The sequence below is a fragment of the Lactobacillus xujianguonis genome, from assembly GCF_004009905.1.
GTDB classification, from domain to species: Bacteria; Bacillota; Bacilli; order Lactobacillales; family Lactobacillaceae; genus Lactobacillus; species Lactobacillus xujianguonis.
Window position 1 is genome coordinate 15,050 of the sequence record NZ_ML136879.1, and the last position, 19,418, is coordinate 34,467.

At 40.9% G+C, this 19,418-nt stretch carries 20 protein-coding genes; 18 read left to right on the top strand and 2 right to left on the bottom strand.

Annotation, left to right across the window (positions count from 1 at the left end):
- Nucleotides 1-23 precede the first annotated feature (23 nt).
- From EJK17_RS04870 to EJK17_RS04935, 14 genes are all read left to right on the top strand, one after another.
- Nucleotides 24-566 carry a DUF2975 domain-containing protein gene (locus EJK17_RS04870; protein WP_103661328.1) on the top strand — a complete coding sequence of 181 codons (543 nt, stop codon included), beginning with the start codon at nt 24-26 and terminating at the stop codon, nt 564-566.
- Between the two features lie 17 nt (nt 567-583).
- The gene (locus EJK17_RS04875; RefSeq protein ID WP_103661329.1) at nt 584-805 is read left to right on the top strand and encodes a helix-turn-helix domain-containing protein; all 222 of its coding nucleotides are present in this window, start codon (nt 584-586) and stop codon (nt 803-805) included.
- 219 nt (nt 806-1,024) lie between these two features.
- Nucleotides 1,025-1,237, top strand: a complete 213-nt coding sequence (locus EJK17_RS04880; protein WP_103661330.1) for a hypothetical protein — start codon at nt 1,025-1,027, stop codon at nt 1,235-1,237.
- 1 nt (nt 1,238) lies between these two features.
- Nucleotides 1,239-1,439, top strand: a complete 201-nt coding sequence (locus tag EJK17_RS04885) for a hypothetical protein (RefSeq protein ID WP_103661331.1) — start codon at nt 1,239-1,241, stop codon at nt 1,437-1,439.
- Between the two features lie 6 nt (nt 1,440-1,445).
- Nucleotides 1,446-1,808 (top strand): hypothetical protein, encoded by a 363-nt coding sequence (locus EJK17_RS04890; protein WP_127796250.1) that lies wholly within the window; start codon nt 1,446-1,448, stop codon nt 1,806-1,808.
- A gap of 173 nt (nt 1,809-1,981) precedes the next feature.
- Nucleotides 1,982-2,740: a DeoR/GlpR family DNA-binding transcription regulator gene (locus tag EJK17_RS04895; RefSeq protein ID WP_127796251.1), complete on the top strand. Its 759-nt coding sequence runs from the start codon at nt 1,982-1,984 to the stop codon at nt 2,738-2,740.
- A complete protein-coding gene (gene pfkB / locus EJK17_RS04900) occupies nt 2,737-3,651 on the top strand; it encodes a 1-phosphofructokinase (protein WP_103661334.1) in 915 nt (304 codons plus the stop codon). The genes EJK17_RS04895 and pfkB overlap by 4 nt, the downstream gene beginning before the upstream one ends.
- A 27-nt stretch (nt 3,652-3,678) precedes the next feature.
- The gene (locus EJK17_RS04905) at nt 3,679-5,655 is read left to right on the top strand and encodes a PTS fructose transporter subunit IIABC (protein ID WP_103661335.1); all 1,977 of its coding nucleotides are present in this window, start codon (nt 3,679-3,681) and stop codon (nt 5,653-5,655) included.
- A 208-nt stretch (nt 5,656-5,863) separates the two neighbouring features.
- Nucleotides 5,864-6,142, top strand: coding sequence for an ArsR/SmtB family transcription factor (locus EJK17_RS04910; RefSeq protein WP_103661336.1), 279 nt, complete (start codon nt 5,864-5,866; stop codon nt 6,140-6,142).
- 263 nt (nt 6,143-6,405) lie between these two features.
- Nucleotides 6,406-7,296: a metal ABC transporter solute-binding protein, Zn/Mn family gene (locus tag EJK17_RS04915; protein ID WP_103661337.1), complete on the top strand. Its 891-nt coding sequence runs from the start codon at nt 6,406-6,408 to the stop codon at nt 7,294-7,296.
- A gap of 20 nt (nt 7,297-7,316) precedes the next feature.
- Nucleotides 7,317-7,964, top strand: a complete 648-nt coding sequence (locus EJK17_RS04920; protein ID WP_103661338.1) for a metal ABC transporter ATP-binding protein — start codon at nt 7,317-7,319, stop codon at nt 7,962-7,964.
- Entirely contained in the window at nt 7,964-8,761 is a 798-nt protein-coding gene (locus tag EJK17_RS04925) for a metal ABC transporter permease (RefSeq protein WP_103661339.1), read from the top strand. Before EJK17_RS04920 ends, EJK17_RS04925 begins: the two co-directional genes overlap by 1 nt.
- Nucleotides 8,762-8,974: 213 nt before the next feature.
- Nucleotides 8,975-10,507, top strand: a complete 1,533-nt coding sequence (locus EJK17_RS04930) for an L-lactate permease (protein ID WP_103661340.1) — start codon at nt 8,975-8,977, stop codon at nt 10,505-10,507.
- Nucleotides 10,508-10,633: 126 nt separating this feature from the next.
- Entirely contained in the window at nt 10,634-11,860 is a 1,227-nt protein-coding gene (locus tag EJK17_RS04935) for a lactate oxidase (RefSeq protein ID WP_103661341.1), read from the top strand.
- Between the two features lie 81 nt (nt 11,861-11,941).
- Here EJK17_RS04935 and EJK17_RS04940 read toward each other — a convergent pair whose 3' ends face one another.
- Complete coding sequence (locus EJK17_RS04940; RefSeq protein ID WP_103661342.1) at nt 11,942-12,508, bottom strand: hypothetical protein; 567 nt, start codon at nt 12,506-12,508, stop codon at nt 11,942-11,944.
- Between the two features lie 180 nt (nt 12,509-12,688).
- The gene (pepF, locus tag EJK17_RS04945; protein WP_103661343.1) at nt 12,689-14,485 is read right to left on the bottom strand and encodes an oligoendopeptidase F; all 1,797 of its coding nucleotides are present in this window, start codon (nt 14,483-14,485) and stop codon (nt 12,689-12,691) included.
- 163 nt (nt 14,486-14,648) lie between these two features.
- On the opposite strand from pepF, the gene EJK17_RS04950 reads away from it, so the two are divergent.
- The 4 genes from EJK17_RS04950 (at nt 14,649) to cydB (ending at nt 19,418) form a co-directional block, all read left to right on the top strand.
- Nucleotides 14,649-15,866 (top strand): LCP family protein, encoded by a 1,218-nt coding sequence (locus EJK17_RS04950; protein WP_103661344.1) that lies wholly within the window; start codon nt 14,649-14,651, stop codon nt 15,864-15,866.
- Nucleotides 15,867-15,965: 99 nt separating this feature from the next.
- Nucleotides 15,966-16,658 carry a DUF554 domain-containing protein gene (locus tag EJK17_RS04955; protein ID WP_103661345.1) on the top strand — a complete coding sequence of 231 codons (693 nt, stop codon included), beginning with the start codon at nt 15,966-15,968 and terminating at the stop codon, nt 16,656-16,658.
- Between the two features lie 306 nt (nt 16,659-16,964).
- Entirely contained in the window at nt 16,965-18,401 is a 1,437-nt protein-coding gene (locus EJK17_RS04960) for a cytochrome ubiquinol oxidase subunit I (RefSeq protein ID WP_103661346.1), read from the top strand.
- Nucleotides 18,402-19,418 (top strand): cytochrome d ubiquinol oxidase subunit II, encoded by a 1,017-nt coding sequence (cydB, locus tag EJK17_RS04965; protein ID WP_103661347.1) that lies wholly within the window; start codon nt 18,402-18,404, stop codon nt 19,416-19,418.

A 19,418-nucleotide genomic window follows, 5' to 3' on the forward strand; every position in this document is an offset into this window, starting at 1 on the left:
ATCATCTTTAGGAGGGGAAAGATATGAAAAAGTTTATGTTAAACCTGATTACGGTTTGTGCTTGGATTTATCAAGTTTTGATTGTAGTTGATCTCGTTGGAATAGTTATTTTTGGCGTTTTAGGTGGTATTGCTTTTAGTCAACCTGGTATTAAAAAAGAAGTTTTTAGTCAATTTAAGATTGCAAATCCTAATTTCGGTTTGATCGTATTGATTCTAGCGATTTTCTTTGTAGTTTTAGCTATTACGCAATTTTTTATTTGTGGTTATGTGAAGAAAATCATCAAACATATTAAGCAAGATATTTACTTTGATAAGCAAAATTTGGCATTACTCAAGAAAATGTTGATTGCAATTGGGATTTACACAGTTGCGAATATCTTGATGTTTATCACCTTTAGCTTTGTGAAGGCAGACTTTAATTCAATTGCTAAAGTAACAGATCAAAGCTTCATCTATCCCTTCAATCTGACGTCCGGTCTAACATACCTAGCAACTTTCTATGTAATTTACTTAGTCTTCAAATCTGGGTTAAAATTACAAGATGACTCCAATTCAATTATTTAAGAGGAAGATGATAGTAGATGATTGAAGTAACCTTAGATTTTATGCTGCTTAAGCGGAAAATGTCATCCAAAGAATTAGCTCAGCGGATCGGCATTACCCAAGCTAACTTATCAATTTTAAAAACCGGAAAAGCTCACGGCGTGCGCTTTGAGACCTTAAATAAGATCTGTAAAGAATTAGATTGCCAACCTGGTGACTTACTGCAGTATAAACCTGATAACGAAGATGATGAAAAATAGTCGTCGTTTTCACAGAATGCGGCTCAAATGAGAGTGAGCCGTATTTTTTGTACCAAAAATTACCAAATCGGACCCGAAAACGACCGAATTTGACACTTTTGTCCATTGCGGCAATAAGTCTTTTATAATGAAAATGTTTACCAAAACTATTGACTTTTTGGCTAATCCATATTAGTGTATTAAGTGAATAATACAGTATAACCAAAGGAGGGATGACACATGTTGATCATCAAAATTTTATTCATTACTTTAATCAGCTTCTTACTGGTTTGCAACCTGGCCGCTGGACTTAAGACTTTAACTACGCACCGTGAAAAGTGGTTCGTCTATGAAGGTCAAGGCATGACTTTCGCGCAAGCCTTCGTCAGATATTTGGTCAAGTGTGTCAGCTTTGGTCAAACATCTTTACAAGAGTTAGTGGGGGATAGATAAGATGCTTTATTTGCTTTACATTTTGCTAGGAATTATCATCATCTTAGTGGTTGATTGCGCTGTCACAGCTTTTTTGGCCATTCATGATATCTTCAAGTATCAAGCGGCCGATCAGTTAACTTTTGCGCAAGCCTTTAAGAAATATTTTGCTAAAAACAATAATTTACCAACACATTGGTCAGATATTTTCAATTGGGAATAGGTGATTATGATGAAAAGTAGCTGGAAAGTCATCGTTTATCCGTTAGTTTGTTTCTTCTCATTAATTCTTTCGCTCGTGATGCTGGCAAAGCTTGCTGGTAATATCGACATTTTCTTAGTTAGTGGCAACTTACAGGATAAATTTTATTTCCTATCCATTGTCGTGTACATTCTGTTAATTGTTGGTGGCGGTTATGCCTTAACCAGATCGCAAAGTTCGCTCGCCTTAATCATTGGCCTGTTGATCTTCGTCTTTTCGATCTTTTATCTCTTAACCACCAATTCCAACTTCACCTTATTGATTTATTATTTCCTGTACGCCTTAGCGGTAGCGGGATTTAGCATGAATCAGATTATTGAGCAGTCTTAATTGACTGCTTTTTTGTTTTTGACCACGATAATTCTGTAATAGAGCATGCTAATAACCTATTTAGCATCAATTCGATTACTTATGAATTATTTTGCATAAAAATGAATATTTTTGACGAAAAGTGATTGCTTTTGACGGCGAAAGCGAATACAATATTGCTTGAGGTGAGAAAAATGCTGACCGAGCAACGTCAAAGCATAATCGAAAATTATGTGAATCAACACGGTCTCTGCCGCGTCGCAGAGCTATGCAAATTAACCAAAACTTCAGAGTCAACCATTCGGCGCGATTTAATCCAAATGGAAGCTGAAGGCACCGTCAAGCGTGTGCATGGTGGCGCTCGTTCAGTTAAAAACTTTTCTCGCGATGTGTCACAGCATATTCGCTTCAATCTGAATCACGAAGCCAAGCTCAAGATTGCCCGTTATGCGGCGCAGCACTTTGTCCATGATGGTGACGATATCTTTATCGATGCCGGAACGACAACTTATGAGATGGTGCCGTTCTTAGCAGAGGTGGCGAATCTCACCATTGTGACGAACGGGGTTGAAACCGCGCTTTGCGGCCTGAATCATGGGATCGATACCATTTTGATTGGCGGCAAGCTCAAGGACAACACCCACGCTGCAGTGGGACCGCATGCTTTAGAGCAGATCAAGAGCATGAACTTCTCAGCTAGTTTTATCGGGGCTAATGGCTTAGACAAGGATGGCAAGTTAACTACTCCTGATACCCAAGAAGCTGCCGTGAAAAGCGCCGAGATCAGTCAAGCTGCACAGGCCTATGTCTTAGTTGATCCAACTAAGATCGGCGAGCAAGCTTTCGCTGTTTTCGGTAATAGCCAAGAAGTTACTGTGATCACGAATAAATTAACCAAACGTCAAAAACAGGCACTACCTGCCGGGATAAAAATAAAGGAGGCAACAGAATGATTTATACTGTCACTGTTAACCCAGCGCTTGACTATGTCATGCAACTGGAAAAAGTTAATGCTGGTGAAGTTAACAGAACCAAGAATTATTCATTTTTAGCTGGGGGAAAAGGAATTAACGTTTCCCAAATTCTTAACCAATTAGATGTCGATAACACTGCTTGGGGCTTTGTTGGTGGCTTTACTGGTAAGGAATTGATCCGTCAATTGAACCAAAAGCGCATTGTCAGTGACTTTGTGACGATTTCAGATGTGACTCGGGTGAACGTTAAGATTCACGCCCAAAAGGAAACTGAAATTAACGCTGCTGGTTCCCACATTACTGACCAAGAAATCGCTGCTTTCAAGGATCGCTTAAACGACCTTAAGGAAGGCGACATCGTTGTGATGAGCGGTTCTTTAACTCCAGACTTGCCAACTAACTTCTACCAACAATTATTGCCAACTATTAAAGAAGCTGGCGCTGAATTTGTTGTGGATACTACTGGTCAAGCTTTGCTTGATACTTTGGAATACAAGCCATTAGTCATCAAGCCTAACCACCACGAATTGGCTGACTTGTTCCACACAACTTTTGACTCAAGCGATGTCATGCTTGAATATGCACAAAAGTTGCTTGACAAGGGTGCTCAAAACGTCATGGTTTCCATGGCGGGTGAAGGTGGCTTCCTCTTAACTAAGGACCACGTCTACCACGCTAAGGGTGCTGTTGGTACTGCTGTTAACTCAGTTGGTGCTGGGGACTCAATGATCGCCGGCTTTGTTGGAACTTACTTCAAGACTCACGATCCTGCAGAAAGCTTCAGAATCGGCATGGCTTGTGGTGGTGCAACTGCCTTCACTGAAGATATTGCGGTGAAGAGTCAAATCGAAGCTGTTCTTCCACAAATTAAGGTTGAACAAATCTCTTAATTTTCTGACAGAAAGGATATAAGGTAAATGAGAATCAAGGATATCTTAAGCCCTGAATCCATGATCATGGAACTCAAGGCCACTAATAAAGAAGATGCCATTAAAGAAATGGCTGACCTTGAAGTTAAGACGGGCATCGTTAATAACGAAGACGAATTTATCAAGTCAATCTGGGCTCGTGAAAAGGAATCAACCACTGGTATCGGTGGCGGAATTGCGATGCCTCACGCTCGTAACGAATACATTAACAAGGCAAGAGTATTATTTGCTAAAAGTAAGGAAGGAATTGACTACGACTCACTTGATGGTCAACCAGTTCACTTATTCTTCATGATCACTGCTCCAGCTGGTGCTGATAATACTCACCTTCAAGCTTTAGCTAAGCTTTCAGGTTTATTAGTTAACCCTGATTTAGTTGAAAAGTTGAAGCAAGCTACTACTCCAGATGAAGTGATTAAGTTCTTCACTGACGCTGAAGCTGCTAAGGATGCCCAAGACAAGGCTGACGAAGAAAAGCGGAAGGCTGCAGCTGCTAAGAAGGCCGCTAGTGAAAACAAAGATGATGAAAAGCCATTAATCGTTGGGGTTACTGCATGTATCAACGGGATTGCCCACACTTACATGGCTGAACAAGCTTTAATCGATGCTGGTAAGAAGCGCGGAATCGAAGTTAGAATTGAAACTAACGGTTCTGAAGGGGTTAAGCACCAATTAACTCCAGACGAAATTAAGCGTGCCAAGGGTGTCATCATTGCTTCAGATAAGAAAGTTGACATGCCACGGTTTGATGGTAAGGAATTAACTAATCACCCAGTTGTTGACGGGATTAACAAGCCAGATGAATTGATCGATACGATCATGAACAACAAGGCTGATATTTACCACGCAAGTGCTGCTGACAAGGAAGAAAGTTCAGCAAACACTTCTGGCGGCGGTGTCTGGCATTCAATCTACCAAAACTTGATGAACGGGATTAGCCACATGCTTCCATTCGTTATTGGTGGTGGTATCTTAATGGCCATTTCCTTCATCGTGGAAAACTATGCCGGTGGTGCTAAGTCTCCAGCCTTCATCTTCTTGAACTCAGCTGGTAACTTGGCCTTCGCCTTCATGGTGCCAATCTTAGCTGCTTACATCGCTGAATCAATCGGTGATTTGCCAGCTTTGATGCCAGGTTTAGTTGGTGGTTACATGGCTGCGATCGTTAACGGCACCAATGGTTTAACCGTTAACGTCCAAGCTCATGCCACTTCTCCAGCCGGCTTCCTTGGCGGTATTGCCGCAGGTTTCATTGCCGGTTACATGATGGTTGGTCTTAAGAAATTATTTGCTAAACTTCCTAAGTCTGTTGAAGGGATGAAGCCAATGCTCCTTTACCCAATCTTGGGTCTGCTCTTCATCGCCCTCATCATGTACTTCATCATCAACCCAATCTTCAGTACCATTAACATGCTAGTTACCCACTTCTTAAACGGCATGGGTACTGCAAACTTGGCAGTATTAACCACGATCTTGGCTGGTATGATGGCCATCGATATGGGTGGCCCTTTCAACAAGGCTGCTTACGTCTTTGCTTCAGGTGCCTTTGCTAACGATCCAAGTTCAGCTACTGCTCAAGTTATGATGGCTGCCGTTATGGTAGGTGGGATGGTTCCACCATTTGCTACTGCCATTGGTACTGCCTTCTTCAAGAACAAGTTTAACGCTGAAGAACGTCGGGCCGGTGTTTCTAACTGGATCCTTGGCTTCTCCTTCATTACTGAAGGTGCCATCCCATTTGCTGCCGGTGACCCAGGTCACGTTATTCCTTCATGTGTGATCGGTTCAGCTGTTGGTGGACTCTTAGTTGGTTTATGGCATATTCAAGTTCCTGCACCTCACGGTGGTCTTTGGGTATCTCCACTTGCCAACCACATCTTGCTTTACTTCTTGGCCACCATTATCGGTTCTATTGTTGCCGGTGTGATCCTTAGTCTTTGGAAGAAGCCAGTTAACGAAAAGTAAAGAAATTATAAAGAAAAATAATAATGGATGTTATATATTAATTAGGCCTGTACATTTAGCCTAAAATGCTATAATATATAAATATCTTGATGAATCTCTACTTAGATCAAGATACTCTGTTATGTTTTGCGTCACCGTTAGGTGGCGTTTTTTGATGCTCAAATTACGGTATAATAGAGACCAGAAACTACATAGACAGGTGAAGCTCATGAATGAAGAAATTATCCGCATAACGCGCGCACTTAATCATCCCATTCGCATTCAAATTCTTTATTACTTAAATGATCATCAAGAAAGCAGCGTGAACAATTTGGTTGACCAATTCGATGTCAGTCAACCAGCCATTTCACGCCATTTACATATTTTGGAAGAGGCTCGACTAGTTAAAAGCCGCCGCGTCAAGCAAGCCCGCTATTATTACTTGTTTGATAACCACATCATTAAGATCTTAGATGTCTTACGTGAACACGCTAAAGGTGAATTTTAGTTTGACAAGCATATAAAAATATGTTTATATAATGATGTAATTCTAGAAAAGGCATTTAAATAAAATTCAGCACATTTTATTATTTTAAACAATTCTTATAATTCGTAAGTATGATTGATAGCACCAAGTCTCAGCGACTCTGGTGCTATTTGTCTGTCCTAAAAAGATTGACAGAATGGGCTTTTTGACCTATCCTAGTTTTTAATTAGAAAAAAAACTGAATTTTCTAATTTAGATGCTAAATTTAAACGGAGGATTTTTTAATGCCAAAATTTAAAACTAGAATTACAAAACCGATTTTTATTGTGAGCTTACTAGGATTGATTATGCTGCTAGTTTCAGCATGTGCAAATAAGCCTACTAAGCAAACAGGAAAAATCTCAGTGGTCACAACTACTAATGTTTATGCCGATATCGCTAAAAATGTGGTCGGTAAATATGGTACTGCCACTGCGATTATCACTAATGCCAATACTGATCCCCATGACTTTGAACCAACCACTGCGGACGCTAAGAAGTTGGCTAACGCTAATATCGTGGTGGCTAACGGCTTAGGTTATGACAGCTGGATGAATAAGTTAGCTAGCTCTGTCAGCAAGAAGCCTGTCTTAGTTGGGGAAGACTTAATGGGACTTAAGAAGGGCGATAACCCTCATATTTGGTACAATTTAACTATGCCAACTAAGTATGTTGATTATTTAGTGAAGCGTTTGTCCAAGTTAGATAAGAAGCATGCTGCTTACTTTAAGGCTAATGGTGAAAAGTACTTAGCTAAGGTGGCTAAGATTAAGGCTTTAGCCAAAGAAGCTGACGGCCAAAAGAGCAAGCCTGTCTTTGTCAGTGAACCAGTCTTTGATTATGCTTTGCAAGAAGCCGGCTACAAGATTGGTGACAAGGACTTTGAAGAAGCAATTGAAAATGGGACTGATCCAAGTCCAAAAATGATTAACCAAATGATTAATGAGATTAAGGCCAAGAAGATTGCTTTCTTTGTTAATAACACGCAAGCCAGCAGTTCAACCGTGAAGAATTTTGTGAAGCAAGCTAAGGCGGAAAAGATTCCAGTCCTAAATGTCCGCGAAACTATTCCTAACGGTGTTACTTACTTACAATGGATGAGAGCAAACTACCAAAAATTAGCTGAAATGAAATAAATACTAAAAGGGGAAGTTGAATGATTTTAGACGTCAAAGACCTCACGATGAGGTTTGATACCAAGACGGTCTTTCAAGATTTGAACTTTAGCTTAAAGGAAGGTTCAATGACGGCTCTTTTAGGACCTAATGGAACCGGGAAGACGACGTTAATTAATATCTTGATGAAATTATTAGTGCCCACTAGTGGCAGTTTTAAATTCGGAGATCAAGTGCGCTTAGGCTACGTGCCGCAGTTTAGAAATATTGATGCAGAATACCCACTTTCGATTAAGTCCTTTATCGGCTTGAATGCACCGTTAATTAAGACCAGCAAGATTAAAGCTCAGATTAAGCATGAACTTGAAGAAACGCACTTGCTTGAGATTCAAAATACGCGCATGGGGGAAGCTTCTGGTGGGCAGAAGCAGCGCGCCTATTTAGCTCAAGCCTTGCTGGACCATCCCAATATGATTATTTTGGATGAGGCAACGGCCAGTCTTGATCCAGTTGCCAAAGAAGACTTGATGAAGTTAATCCAGCACTTGAACAAGGAACACGGGATGACAGTTTTATTCGTCACCCACGATGTCCCGCTGGCTAGAAAGTACATGGATGAGTACTTGTATTTGAACCATCAGACCATTAAACAGGGGAAGATGAGTGAATTTGAGGGGGATTACGAATAATGTTTCAATATGAATTTATGCGTTACGCCTTCTTAGCTAGTACCTTTATTGCGATTACCTGTGGTGTAGTTGGCGTCTACGTAGTAGCGCGTAGTTTTAGCTTTTTGGCCCACACTTTGTCAGAAATTGGTTTTGCTGGTGCTGCTTTTGCGGTTTTCTTAGGAATTGCACCGTTATGGGGGATGCTCTTGTTCACCTTACTTGGTTCAATTAGTGTTGGTGAACTTTCCATGCACAGTGACCAGAAGGAAAGTGCGATCAGTGCCATCTCAGCGCTCTTTATTGGGCTCGGTGTGCTCTTTTTAGCCATTTCAGGATCAAATAGTCGTTATGCCACCAATATCCTCTTCGGGAGCATTATTGGGGTTGATCGGCAAGGCGTAATTCAACTGGTAATTTTATCGATTATCGTCTTGCTCTTAATTTTCTTAGTGCAGGGACAATTGAACTTTGATTCCTTTGATCACATTGGGGCAGTCGCTCATGGGATTAAAACTGGCTTGATCGGCGTGATCTTCTTAGTGGCCTTGGCCATGTCAGTTTCCATTGGGTCACAAATTGTCGGTTCATTGTTAGTCTTTATTCTGCTAACGCTGCCGTCATCGACGGCTCGCTATTTAGGACGGACGATTCCGTCGATGATTGCGTGGTCAGTTGGCATTGCCTTAATTGGTGTCTGGGCCGGACTTTACTTCGGCTTTTTAACTAATTGGCCCGTAACCTTCTTTATTTCATTAATTGAAGTGGTCATTTATTTGATTGCCTACTTCGTCCATGTGGTTAGACATAAGCTGTAAAAATTATTATTCACAAAGTAAGAGTTAGGAAGAAGAATCCTAACTCTTTTTTTCTATGAATAGATAGTTTTGATGATTCATTTTCATAACTTTGTGAAAGTGAAATTTGATACAAGCTTTATTGCAGCAACACTAATTTTAATATTTCACTATCTTTTGTAAGCGATTTTAGATATACTTGGAATTGAGAACTACGAGAATGGGGGAATTGAAATGTGGACTAACTTTCTACTAGCCTTAATTCCAATTGTCTGGCTTATTTTCGCATTGGCAATTATTAAAATGCCGGCCGCAAAAGCCTGTGTCATTGGATTACTATTGACGATTATTCTAGCGATCTTTGCCTTTAAGTTGCCGTTAATTGATACCTTAACGGGAACTCTAGAAGGGGCCTTAATGGGGATCTGGCCGATTGTTTATGTCATTGTTGCTGCCTTATTTACTTACAATGTCAGTAATGAATCAGGCGGGATTAAAATTATTCAAGATGTTTTGTCATCAATTACGACTGATCAACGCATCTTGGTGTTGATCATTGCTTGGGGCTTTGGCGGGTTCTTAGAAGCCATTGCCGGCTTTGGAACTGCTGTGGCGATTCCAGCTGGGATTTTAATTGCTTTTGGCATCGAACCAATTAAAGCCTCGGTGATTTGTTTAATTGCCAACACCACACCAACCGCATTTGGGGCAATCGGTCTGCCTGTCATTACTTTAAGTGACGTGACCGGCTTACCTGTTAACCACTTGTCCTTTATTGTGACCTTGCAGCTGGCTTTATTAATTATCATTATTCCGTTTATTTTAGTTGGTTTAACGGATGGCAGTTTTAAAGCCCTCAAGGGTGTTTTCTGGATTACGTTGTTATCTGGTGTGGCTTTTGCCTTACCACAAATCTCCGTGGCTAAGCTAGTTGGTCCAGAATTACCAGCTATTGTTGGGGTGATCTGCTGTATCGCCGTGACGGTGGTAATGGCCAAAATGATGAATAAAAAGCAAGACGCCGCAACGGCAGAACCGGAAGTTAAACATCATACTGCTGGTGAATTCTTGCGGGCTAGCTCACCATTTATTTTGGTCTTCTTCTTCGTAATCTTAGCTTCATCACTTTTTCCAGGTTTACACCAAATGTTAGCGAAAGTGACGACTGCTTTCCCAGTTTATACCGGTAGCGGGGCAGAATTATTTAAGATTAACTGGTTATCTTCACCAGGGACTTTGATTTTAATTGCCACTATCATTGGTGGTTTTATTCAAAAGATGAGTTTTGCCCACATGATGCAAATTTTATGGCAGACCATTAAGGGCATCTGGAAGACGGCAATTACGATCTGTTCTATCGTGGCTTTAGCCAAAGTAATGGGTTATGCCGGGATGACGGCTGCCTTAGCGACTGCTTTAGTTAAAGTCATGGGGCCAGTTTACCCAATCATTGCGCCATTAATTGGGGCACTAGGGACCTTTATCACTGGCTCAGACACTTCAGCCAACGTCTTATTCGGTAACTTACAATTATCAGCAGCTAAGGATTTAGCGGTGAATAAGTACTGGTTAGTTGGCTCTAACATGGTCGGAGCAACCGCCGGTAAGATGATTTCACCGCAAAGTATCGCTGTTGCTTCAGCTGCCATTGGTCAGGAAGGTTCTGAAGCGACAATTTTGAAGCAAGTGATGAAATGGTGCCTCTTGTACCTAGTTGTTATTTGCCTCATGCTATATGCCATGGGCTTTATCGCTGGATTTTTATAAATTGGTCTAGAAATGGCACTATACGTTATTTAATAATAATTGAACAGTTATTGCTGGTAAATGAAACCACTTTCAACTATGATAGAGATTGAGCTCGATTAAATAGAAAAAGGGAGAAATTTAAAAATGACTTATTATTACAATGGTTTTCCACAAAGTGAACGTGATCAAAAACTTAATATGGTCAATGTGGATGATTTAGAGGAAAAAGTTAAGCAAATTATGCCAGAAGGTGCATATTACTACATCGCTTCTGGTTCAGAAAATGAATGGACTTGGCGGAACAACACCGCAGCCTTTAATCACTACCAAATTGTGCCACGGGCATTGACTGACATGTCAGATCCTCAAACTGACACTGAGTTCTTCGGGATGAAACTGAAGACGCCAGTAATGATCTCACCAATCGCTTGTCACGGAATTGCTCATAAGGATGCCGAAGTTGCTACCCAAAAGGGTGCTGCAGCTGCTGGTGCTTTATTCTCATCAAGTACTTACGCTAACAAGAGTGTTGAAGATATTGCGGCTGCTGCTCCAGATGCACCAAGATTCTTCCAATTGTACTTAAGTAAAGACTGGAACTTCAACAAGATGGTCTTTGATGCGATTAAGAAGGCTGGCTACAAGGGTATTTTCTTAACCGTTGATGCCTTGGTATCAGGTTACCGTGAAGCTAACTTAAGAACTAACTTTACTTACCCAGTTCCATTGGACTTCTTCACTCGTTACATGGGTGCTAAGGGTGAAGGGCAAAGTGTTGCTCAAATGTACGCTGCTTCTGCTCAAAAGATTGGTCCAGAAGACGTAAGAAGAATTAAGGAAGAAACTGGCTTACCAGTTATCGTTAAGGGTGTAATGTGTGCTGAAGATGCCTTCAAGGCAATCGGCGCCGGCGCTGACGGTGTTTATGTCACTAACCACGGTGGTCGTGAAGTTGATGGTGCGCCAGCAACTATCGATGTTTTGCCAGAAATTGCTAAGGCCGTTGATCACCGCGTACCAATTATCTTCGATTCTGGTGTTCGTCGTGGTTCACACGTCTTCAAGGCTTTGGCACTTGGTGCTGATATGGTTGGGATTGGTCGTCCATACCTTTACGGTTTAGCTCTTGGTGGTGCTAAGGGTGTTGAATCAGTTATTGAACAATACAACAAGGAATTGAAGATCGATATGCAATTAACTGGCTGCAAGACCATTGAAGATGTTAAGCATGCTAAGATTGATCACATCCCTTATACTGCAGATAACTTGAAGTCAAACACTGATCCTTCAAGAATGAAACCATATCCTAAGACTGAAGAAAACCAAATTAAGGGTAGTGCTGATGCTACCTCAGGTGCTTCTCACCACTAATTTGGTAATAATCCGTAATATCCGCTGACATTGAATACAGAAAAAGACTGGGGAAATTTTTCCCAGTCTTTTTTTACGCTATTAATATTGATTTTCTAAATCTGTGCGATTAAATTCACGGTATGGTTTAATTGGGTGATACTTTGAAACCCGGTAGGCATAAGCAACAATCGTTGGCTTATAACCAATCGCAATTGCCAAAGCCGGCTCCATCTTGCCATGATGTTCATGAGTAGTTAAACCATAGAAAGTACCGTTACCAGCACCAGCAGTCCAACCGTTAACATTCAACCATTGGATTCCGTTCCGGTTAAAGATCGTAGCGTTACCCCAATTCATGGTTTGATCAATGATGAAGTGATATTTCTTGTAGTTAGCTGCATATTTACTAGTAATTGCCGTGTCAGCTTGAAATAGTCGCAAGCCATTAACGTGATGTTTACCAATTCTAACTTTGTAGTGGCGGTAGGTCTTTTGCCCAAGTATTGAACTACCTTGATAACGCCATTTGCCCCGCATGTTAGTCGGAGTAATTACTGTACCAATTTTGCCGTATTTGGATGAGGCTTGCGTGCTTTGAGGGGTGGCAATCATGAAGCAACTGCAAGCGATCATCGCAAGTAAGATTGCGCCTAATCTCTTCTTCATATTTTTACCTCCAAGTATTTTTCTACCTTTACCTCTATTTAACAATGTTTAGGCCTAAAATAAAAGGATTTTACAATAAAAAAACTGCTTCTACACAGAAGCAGTTCGATTGATGTGAGAAATTTTACTTTCCTTTTATGTTATATATTTTGTGGCTAATTAAGTCAACCGCTTTTTTGTTTATTTAGCGATTAATTCTTCCAATTCATTCAAGCGCTTTTCAAAAGTCTTGAAGGCATCTTCTAAGTAGTCAGGCTTAGTCATATCCACGCCAGCCCGCTTCATAATTTCTGTTGGGTAATCACTTGAACCAGACTTAAGGTAGCCAATGTAGGCATCTCTTTCTGCTTCAGTGCCGTGAACGACTTTGTTAGCTAAAGCAGTAGCGGCCGCAAAACCAGTAGCGTATTGGTAAACGTAGAAGTTGTAGTAGAAGTGCGGAATTCTCGACCATTCCTTGGCAATATCGCCACCTGGTTCAACGCTATCGCCATAGTAACGTTGGTTTAAGTCGCCATAGAACTTGTCTAAGCTGTCGGCGGTTAATGGTTCACCCTGAGCGTCAGCTTCATGCACAAATTGTTCAAATTCCGCAAATTGCGTTTGTCTAAATAAGGTCCCCTTGAAGGAATCAAGGTAGTAGTTTAAGACAAAGGCCCGAGTCTTGGGATCAGTGATGTGATCTAAGAAGTACTCAGTTAAAATGTTTTCGTTGGTCGTTGAAGCAATTTCGGCGACAAAGATTGGGTAATCACCGTAAACATAAGGTTGAGTGTGTCTAGTGTACCAAGAGTGAACGGAGTGACCAGTCTCATGAACCAAAGTGTAAAGGGAGTCAATGTTGTTTTCCCAGTTCAACAATTCGTAAGGATCAGTATCGTAAGCCCCACCAGAGTAGGCGCCAGTGACCTTGTTCTTGTTTTCAACGGGATCGATCACCCGGTTATTGAAAATGTAGTCAACATGCTTTAAGTAGTCTTCACCTAGTGGTGCTAAGGCCTTCTTAGCTTCAGCTTTAGCTTCTTCGAAATTGTAGGAAAGAGCTGGCTTACCGGTTAAAGGCACATACATGTCCCACATTTGGAGGTCTTTTAAGCCTAAGATCTTTTTACGTAAAGCCACATAACGGTGCAGTAAGTCTAAGTGGCTGTTAACTTCCTTTAATAAGGTGTCATATACGACACTTGGGACACCGTTATCAGCTAAAGCTGCATCCCTAGCTGAGTCATACTTGTGGACTCTGGCGTTGAAGTTATGAGATTTAACTACTCCAGATAAAGTCGAAGCTAGTGAATTTTCAAATTGACCATAGGCTGCATATATCACATCAAAGGCGTTCTTGCGGACGCGGCGGTCTTGAGATTGGATCAAAAGTGAGTAAAGCCCATCAGATAATTGCACCATTTCGCCGTTTTCATCTTGAACATAGCCGTATTCCATATCGGAATTGGTTAAGACGTTAAAGGTGCTTTCAGAAACGCCAAGCGCATCCCCAGCATCGGCAATGATCTTTTCTTCAGCGGCAGGTAAGGTGTGGGGACGCTTACTGGTGATTTGATCAAGCCAGTGGGCATAATCCTTCAGGCGGGGTTCTTCGTCTTTAAAAGCAGCTAATTTCTCCTCAGGGATGCTGAGAATTTCTGGATTAATAAAAGCCGTGGCAGCGCTGAATTGACTAGCTAAACTTTGCACCTTAGCGACGTAGCCCAAATAGTGGGAGTCAGAAGTATCAACGTCGCTGGACATCGTGGCATAGACATAAACATTTTCTAAGCGGCGCTTAACGGCTAAGATGGTCGTTAAACCTTCATAGAGGTCCTTACCTGACTTACTTAACTTGCCCTTTAAATTGGCTAAGTCAGTTAGATCATTCTTAACTTGATCATAAGCTTGTTCCCAGGCTTGATCGTCTTTAAAAATACGGGTTAAATCCCAGGTTAATTCTTCTGGAACTTCGTTTCGGTTTGGAATTGCCATAAATTTTCTCCTTTTTCTACTTGATATAGCCTAATAATAAGGGCAAAATAAGAAAAATACAAAAAATAAATTATTTTTAAATTTTTTCTGCTTTATTTTATTGTGGTTAAAAAAGTGATACAAATAAGCTTGTATGAATTTGCGAAGGGAAACGAGATATAGCATGGATCAAAACTCCAATCGACGGATGCGTCGGCGTTCATCTTTGAACTTGCACCGCAATCGCGCTTTCGTAGCGCCAGAACCAAAAGCTCCTAAAGGAAATCTGCTTGTGCGCCTCTTAGGCTTAGCAGCAGTTTTACTAGTGAGCTTTTCTTTAGCATGGGCTGCGCACATGTATTTCACCGTGCATAACGCAATTGATAGTGCGAGCGGGAATAATAGTGCTACCTCCGGGCGAATTGCGGCCAGACAACCGATTTCGGTCTTAATTCTAGGGGTGGACCAGGGACTAGAAGGTCGACATGATCAAGGTAATTCGGATACGATGATTTTAGCAACCGCCAACCCGGGTAAAAAGAGTGCCACAATGACCTCAATTCCGCGGGATACTTTAGCCGATATTCGTGATGATCCGGGTAATAAATACTTTATGTTCCGGATCAATTCAGCTTATGAAGTTGGTGGTAATAAGACAGCGGTCAAGACCGTGTCCGGCTTATTAAATGTGCCAATTCATTATTATGTGGAAGTTAACATGAAAGCCCTCAAGAGCTTAGTTAATGCCGTGGGTGGGGTTGACGTACAAGTGCCGTTTGACTTCTCCTATGACTGGTGTGATTTCCACAAAGGTAAGCAGCACTTGAATGGCCGGCATGCGGTCGCTTATGTCCGGATGCGGAAAGAAGACCCACGTGGAGACTACGGCCGTCAGCTGCGGCAGCGGCAGGTAATTCAAGCCGTTGTAGATAAGGCCATGTCAGTCAACACGCTTTCTAACTACCGTAAGTTGGTGACAATCTTCAATAAATATGTCAAAACCAACCTGACCTTTAATGATATGTTTGCCTTAGCCATGTCATATCGCGGTTGTATGGATAATCTAAAGAGTGGTTATATTCAAGGCCACGATGCCTGGATTAATGGGTCATCAATTCAAGTTGCTTCAACTAAGGAATTACAGAAGATTTCTAACCGCATTCGTAAGAATTTAGATTTACCAACTGAGACCTTGCAGAATGAAGAAGTGCGGCAAAACCGCTTGAATACGGAAAACAATCATGTGGACTGGAAGAATCCTGATGCCTTTACCAATTATCAGATCTTTGAGCTCAATCAGGATCGTCCGGAAAGTAAGACTGCTAATCAGAATAATTCAACTACTAATAGTAGTCAGTCTTCTTCAAGCAAGAAGAGTTGGTTTAATATTTTTAATAAATAATAAGTGGTCAAAAACTTCTCGAATAGATTATGTAAAAAGAACTTGGGCAAACCAGGTTCTTTTTTTGTAAAATAAATTAAAAGAGAAAGGATGAAGAGCATGCAGGGAACGATTGTTAATACCTTAGCCTTATTAATTGGCACGACGATTGGTTGTTTTTTGAAAAAAGGCATTAAGAAGAAATACGAAGACGTCCTCTATACCGCCATGGGCTTAGCGGCGCTAGGAATAGGCCTTGAAAACGTTGTTAATAATTTACCTAAAAGTAAATATCCCGTCTTGTTCATCGTCAGTTTAACGATTGGTGTGGTTGTCGGGACTTGGCTCAATATTGACGGTCATTTCAACCACTTAGTTGATAAGATGGGACAATCCGAAATTGGCAAGGGGCTGGCAACTGAAATCTTGCTCTGCTGCATTGGTGCTTTATCAATTGTTGGACCTGTCATGGCCGCGGTTAAAGGGGACTATACCATGCTTTATACTAATGCCACGCTCGACTTTGTTACCTCAATGGTCTTTGGCGCCAGCTTTGGTTGGGCCATGTTGTTGGTTGCCCCCGTGCTATTTTGCTGGCAAGGGATGATCTACTTAGTGGCTAAATTCTTATCAGCTAGCTTCTTTAGTGGTCCGTTAATTACAGAGATTTCCATTATTGGCGGCTTTTTAATTGCCTGCACGGGCTTTTCTTTATTAAAAATCCGTGATTTAAAGGCCTTAAATTTTTTACCAGCATTACTAGTTCCCATTATCTTTTTTATCGTTTTACCGTTATTCAATGGCGTTTTATAAAGAAAAATAAATAACGAACTAAAAAAATTAATTTTTTTGCAAATTTTTTTAGTTCGTTTTTTTCTTGTTTAAATTTACTAAAAGCTATGTTCTGTATATAAAACAACTCGTCAGAGCCTGATAAATAGTATAATAGAAGTATAGTCTTACCGTAAGATAAGATAACATTGTTGAAAGCGCATTATTGATCACTTGAAAGTTTTGAATTTTAGCTCTACACTAAGAATGTAATTAAATAATGCATGTTGTTTTAGGACAAAGAAAGCTTTTATAAGTGGGAGAACTTTCTTTTTGGAGGCGTGAACGATGAATATTGTTAGTTTAGCGCGGTTCCAATTTGCTATGACAACGATTTTTCACTTTTTCTTTGTACCATTCTCAATTGGTACAGTCTTTGTTGTCGCAATTATGGAATCGATTTATGTTCATACGGGTAATGCCGATTATAAGAAGATGGCGAAGTTCTGGGGCAATGTCTTTTTGCTTAGCTTTGCTGTTGGTGTTGTAACCGGTCTTATCCAGGAATTCCAGTTTGGGATGAACTGGTCAGATTATTCAAGATTTATGGGGGACATTTTCGGTGCACCACTAGCATTTGAAGCCTTGCTCTCATTCTTTATTGAATCAACCTTTATCGGTTTGTGGATGTTCACTTGGAAGAAAGTGGGCAAGAAACTCCACTTGTTCTTTGTCTGGATGGTTGTCTTTGGGACTTTGACGTCAGCTCTTTGGATTTTGACGGCTAACTCCTTCATGCAACACCCAGTTGGCTTCAAGGTTGAAGGCGGCCGTGCCGTGATGGTTAACTTCGGTGCCTTACTTGCTAACCAACAATTAATGTACGAGTATTCACACGTTGTAATTGGTGCTTTGCTTACTGGTTCATTAATCTTTGCTGGTTTAACTGCCTTTCAACTTCTTAAGAAACGTGAGATTTCTGAAGCTGACAAGCGCATTTACCACAAGAGTATGCGTCTTAGCCTTTGGTTAGTACTTCTCTTTGCCTGCCTCAACATCTTTGCTGGTGACTTGCAAATGAGATACTTGATCAAGGAACAACCAATGAAGTTTGCTGCAACAGAAGCTGTTATGAAGACGACTGGCGACAAGGCTCCTTGGACGGTTGTAGGATATGTTGATCCTAAGACTCATGAATTAAAAGGAAATATTGATATTCCTGATGTGTTAAGTATTCTTTCTTACCACAAGACAACTGGTTCAGTTAAAGGGATGGCCGAATTGAACCAAGAATTTAAGAAGAAGTTTGGTACTAAGATTGATGGTCAAAAGATGGACTACTATGTACCAGTTAATACTTTGTTCTGGTCATTCAGATTAATGTGTGGTTTCGGCGCTTTAGCTGCCTTAGTTGCCCTTGTCGGATTGATTATGACCCGTAAAGGTAAGGAATCACTATACCAACACCGTTGGTGCTTATGGGTCATTGGCTTAATGACCTTCTCACCATTCATTATGAACACTGCTGGTTGGCTTATTACCGAACTTGGGAGAGACCCATGGACTGTTTACGGTCAATACATCATTGCCCAAAGTGTTTCACCAAATGTTTCAGTAGCTTCGCTACTCACATCTAACATTGTCTACTTCTGCTTGTTTACCTTCTTGGCAATTGTCTTAATTGCTTTGGTAGTTCGCTTCTTGCGTAACGATCCAGAAGAATTTGCTGCAAAAGACGAAGTGCAAAAGAAGACAATGGATCCATTTGCAAAGGGGGCCTTCTAAATGTCAGTCTTGCAAATACTATGGTTTATTTTAATCGGCGTTTTATTTAGTGGCTTCTTCTTCCTTGATGGGTTTGACTACGGGGTCGGCATGGCAGTTGAGACCTTAGCTCATGACGAAAAAGAAAAGAGCCAAGTAATCGCTACAATCGGGCCAGTTTGGGATGGTAACGAAGTTTGGTTAATCACCGCTGGTGGTGCCATGTTTGCTTCATTCCCATACTGGTACGCATCACTATTTTCAGGTTACTACTTGATCTTGCTACTCATCTTAGTTGGTTTGATTATTCGTGGGGTTTCATTTGAATTCCGTAAGGAAAGTGCTCCGCGCCACAAGCGTTTCTGGGATGTAGCTTTAGCACTTGGTAGTTTCATCGCACCATTTTTCTTAGGGGTAATGTTTATCTCTATGATTAAAGGGATGCCAATTGACGCACATGGTAACATGTCTGCACAATTCTTTGACTACTTCAACTGGTTCTCAGTTGTTGGTGGTATTGCCTTGACCTTGTTAACTTACTTACATGGTTTGAACTACATTTCTTTGAAGACAGTTGGTCCAATTCATGACCGGGCACGTAACTATGCCAACGCCCTTTACTGGGTCTTATATGTTGGTGAAGTTATCTTTGCCTTACTCTTATTGTTTCAAACCGACTTCATTAAGGTTCACCCATTCTTGACTTTGCTTTGCTTAGTCTTGATTGTTGGCTTCTCTGTTGCTGCTCATGTATCCAGCTTTAAGGGCCGGGAAGGCTATGCTTTTACCTTTAGTGGTTTAACCTTAATTTCACTAGTTGCTTTGATCTTCTGTGGTTTATTCCCACGGGTAATGATTTCATCAATTAGTAGTAAGTATGATTTGTTTATTCAAAGCGCATCATCATCAAATTACACTTTGGTAGTGATGACTATCGCCACTGTAATTTTAGTACCTTGCGTTTTGGCTTATACCATTTGGACATACTGGATCTTCCGCAAGAGAATCGAAATGCCTGCAATTGGGGAAGGATATTAG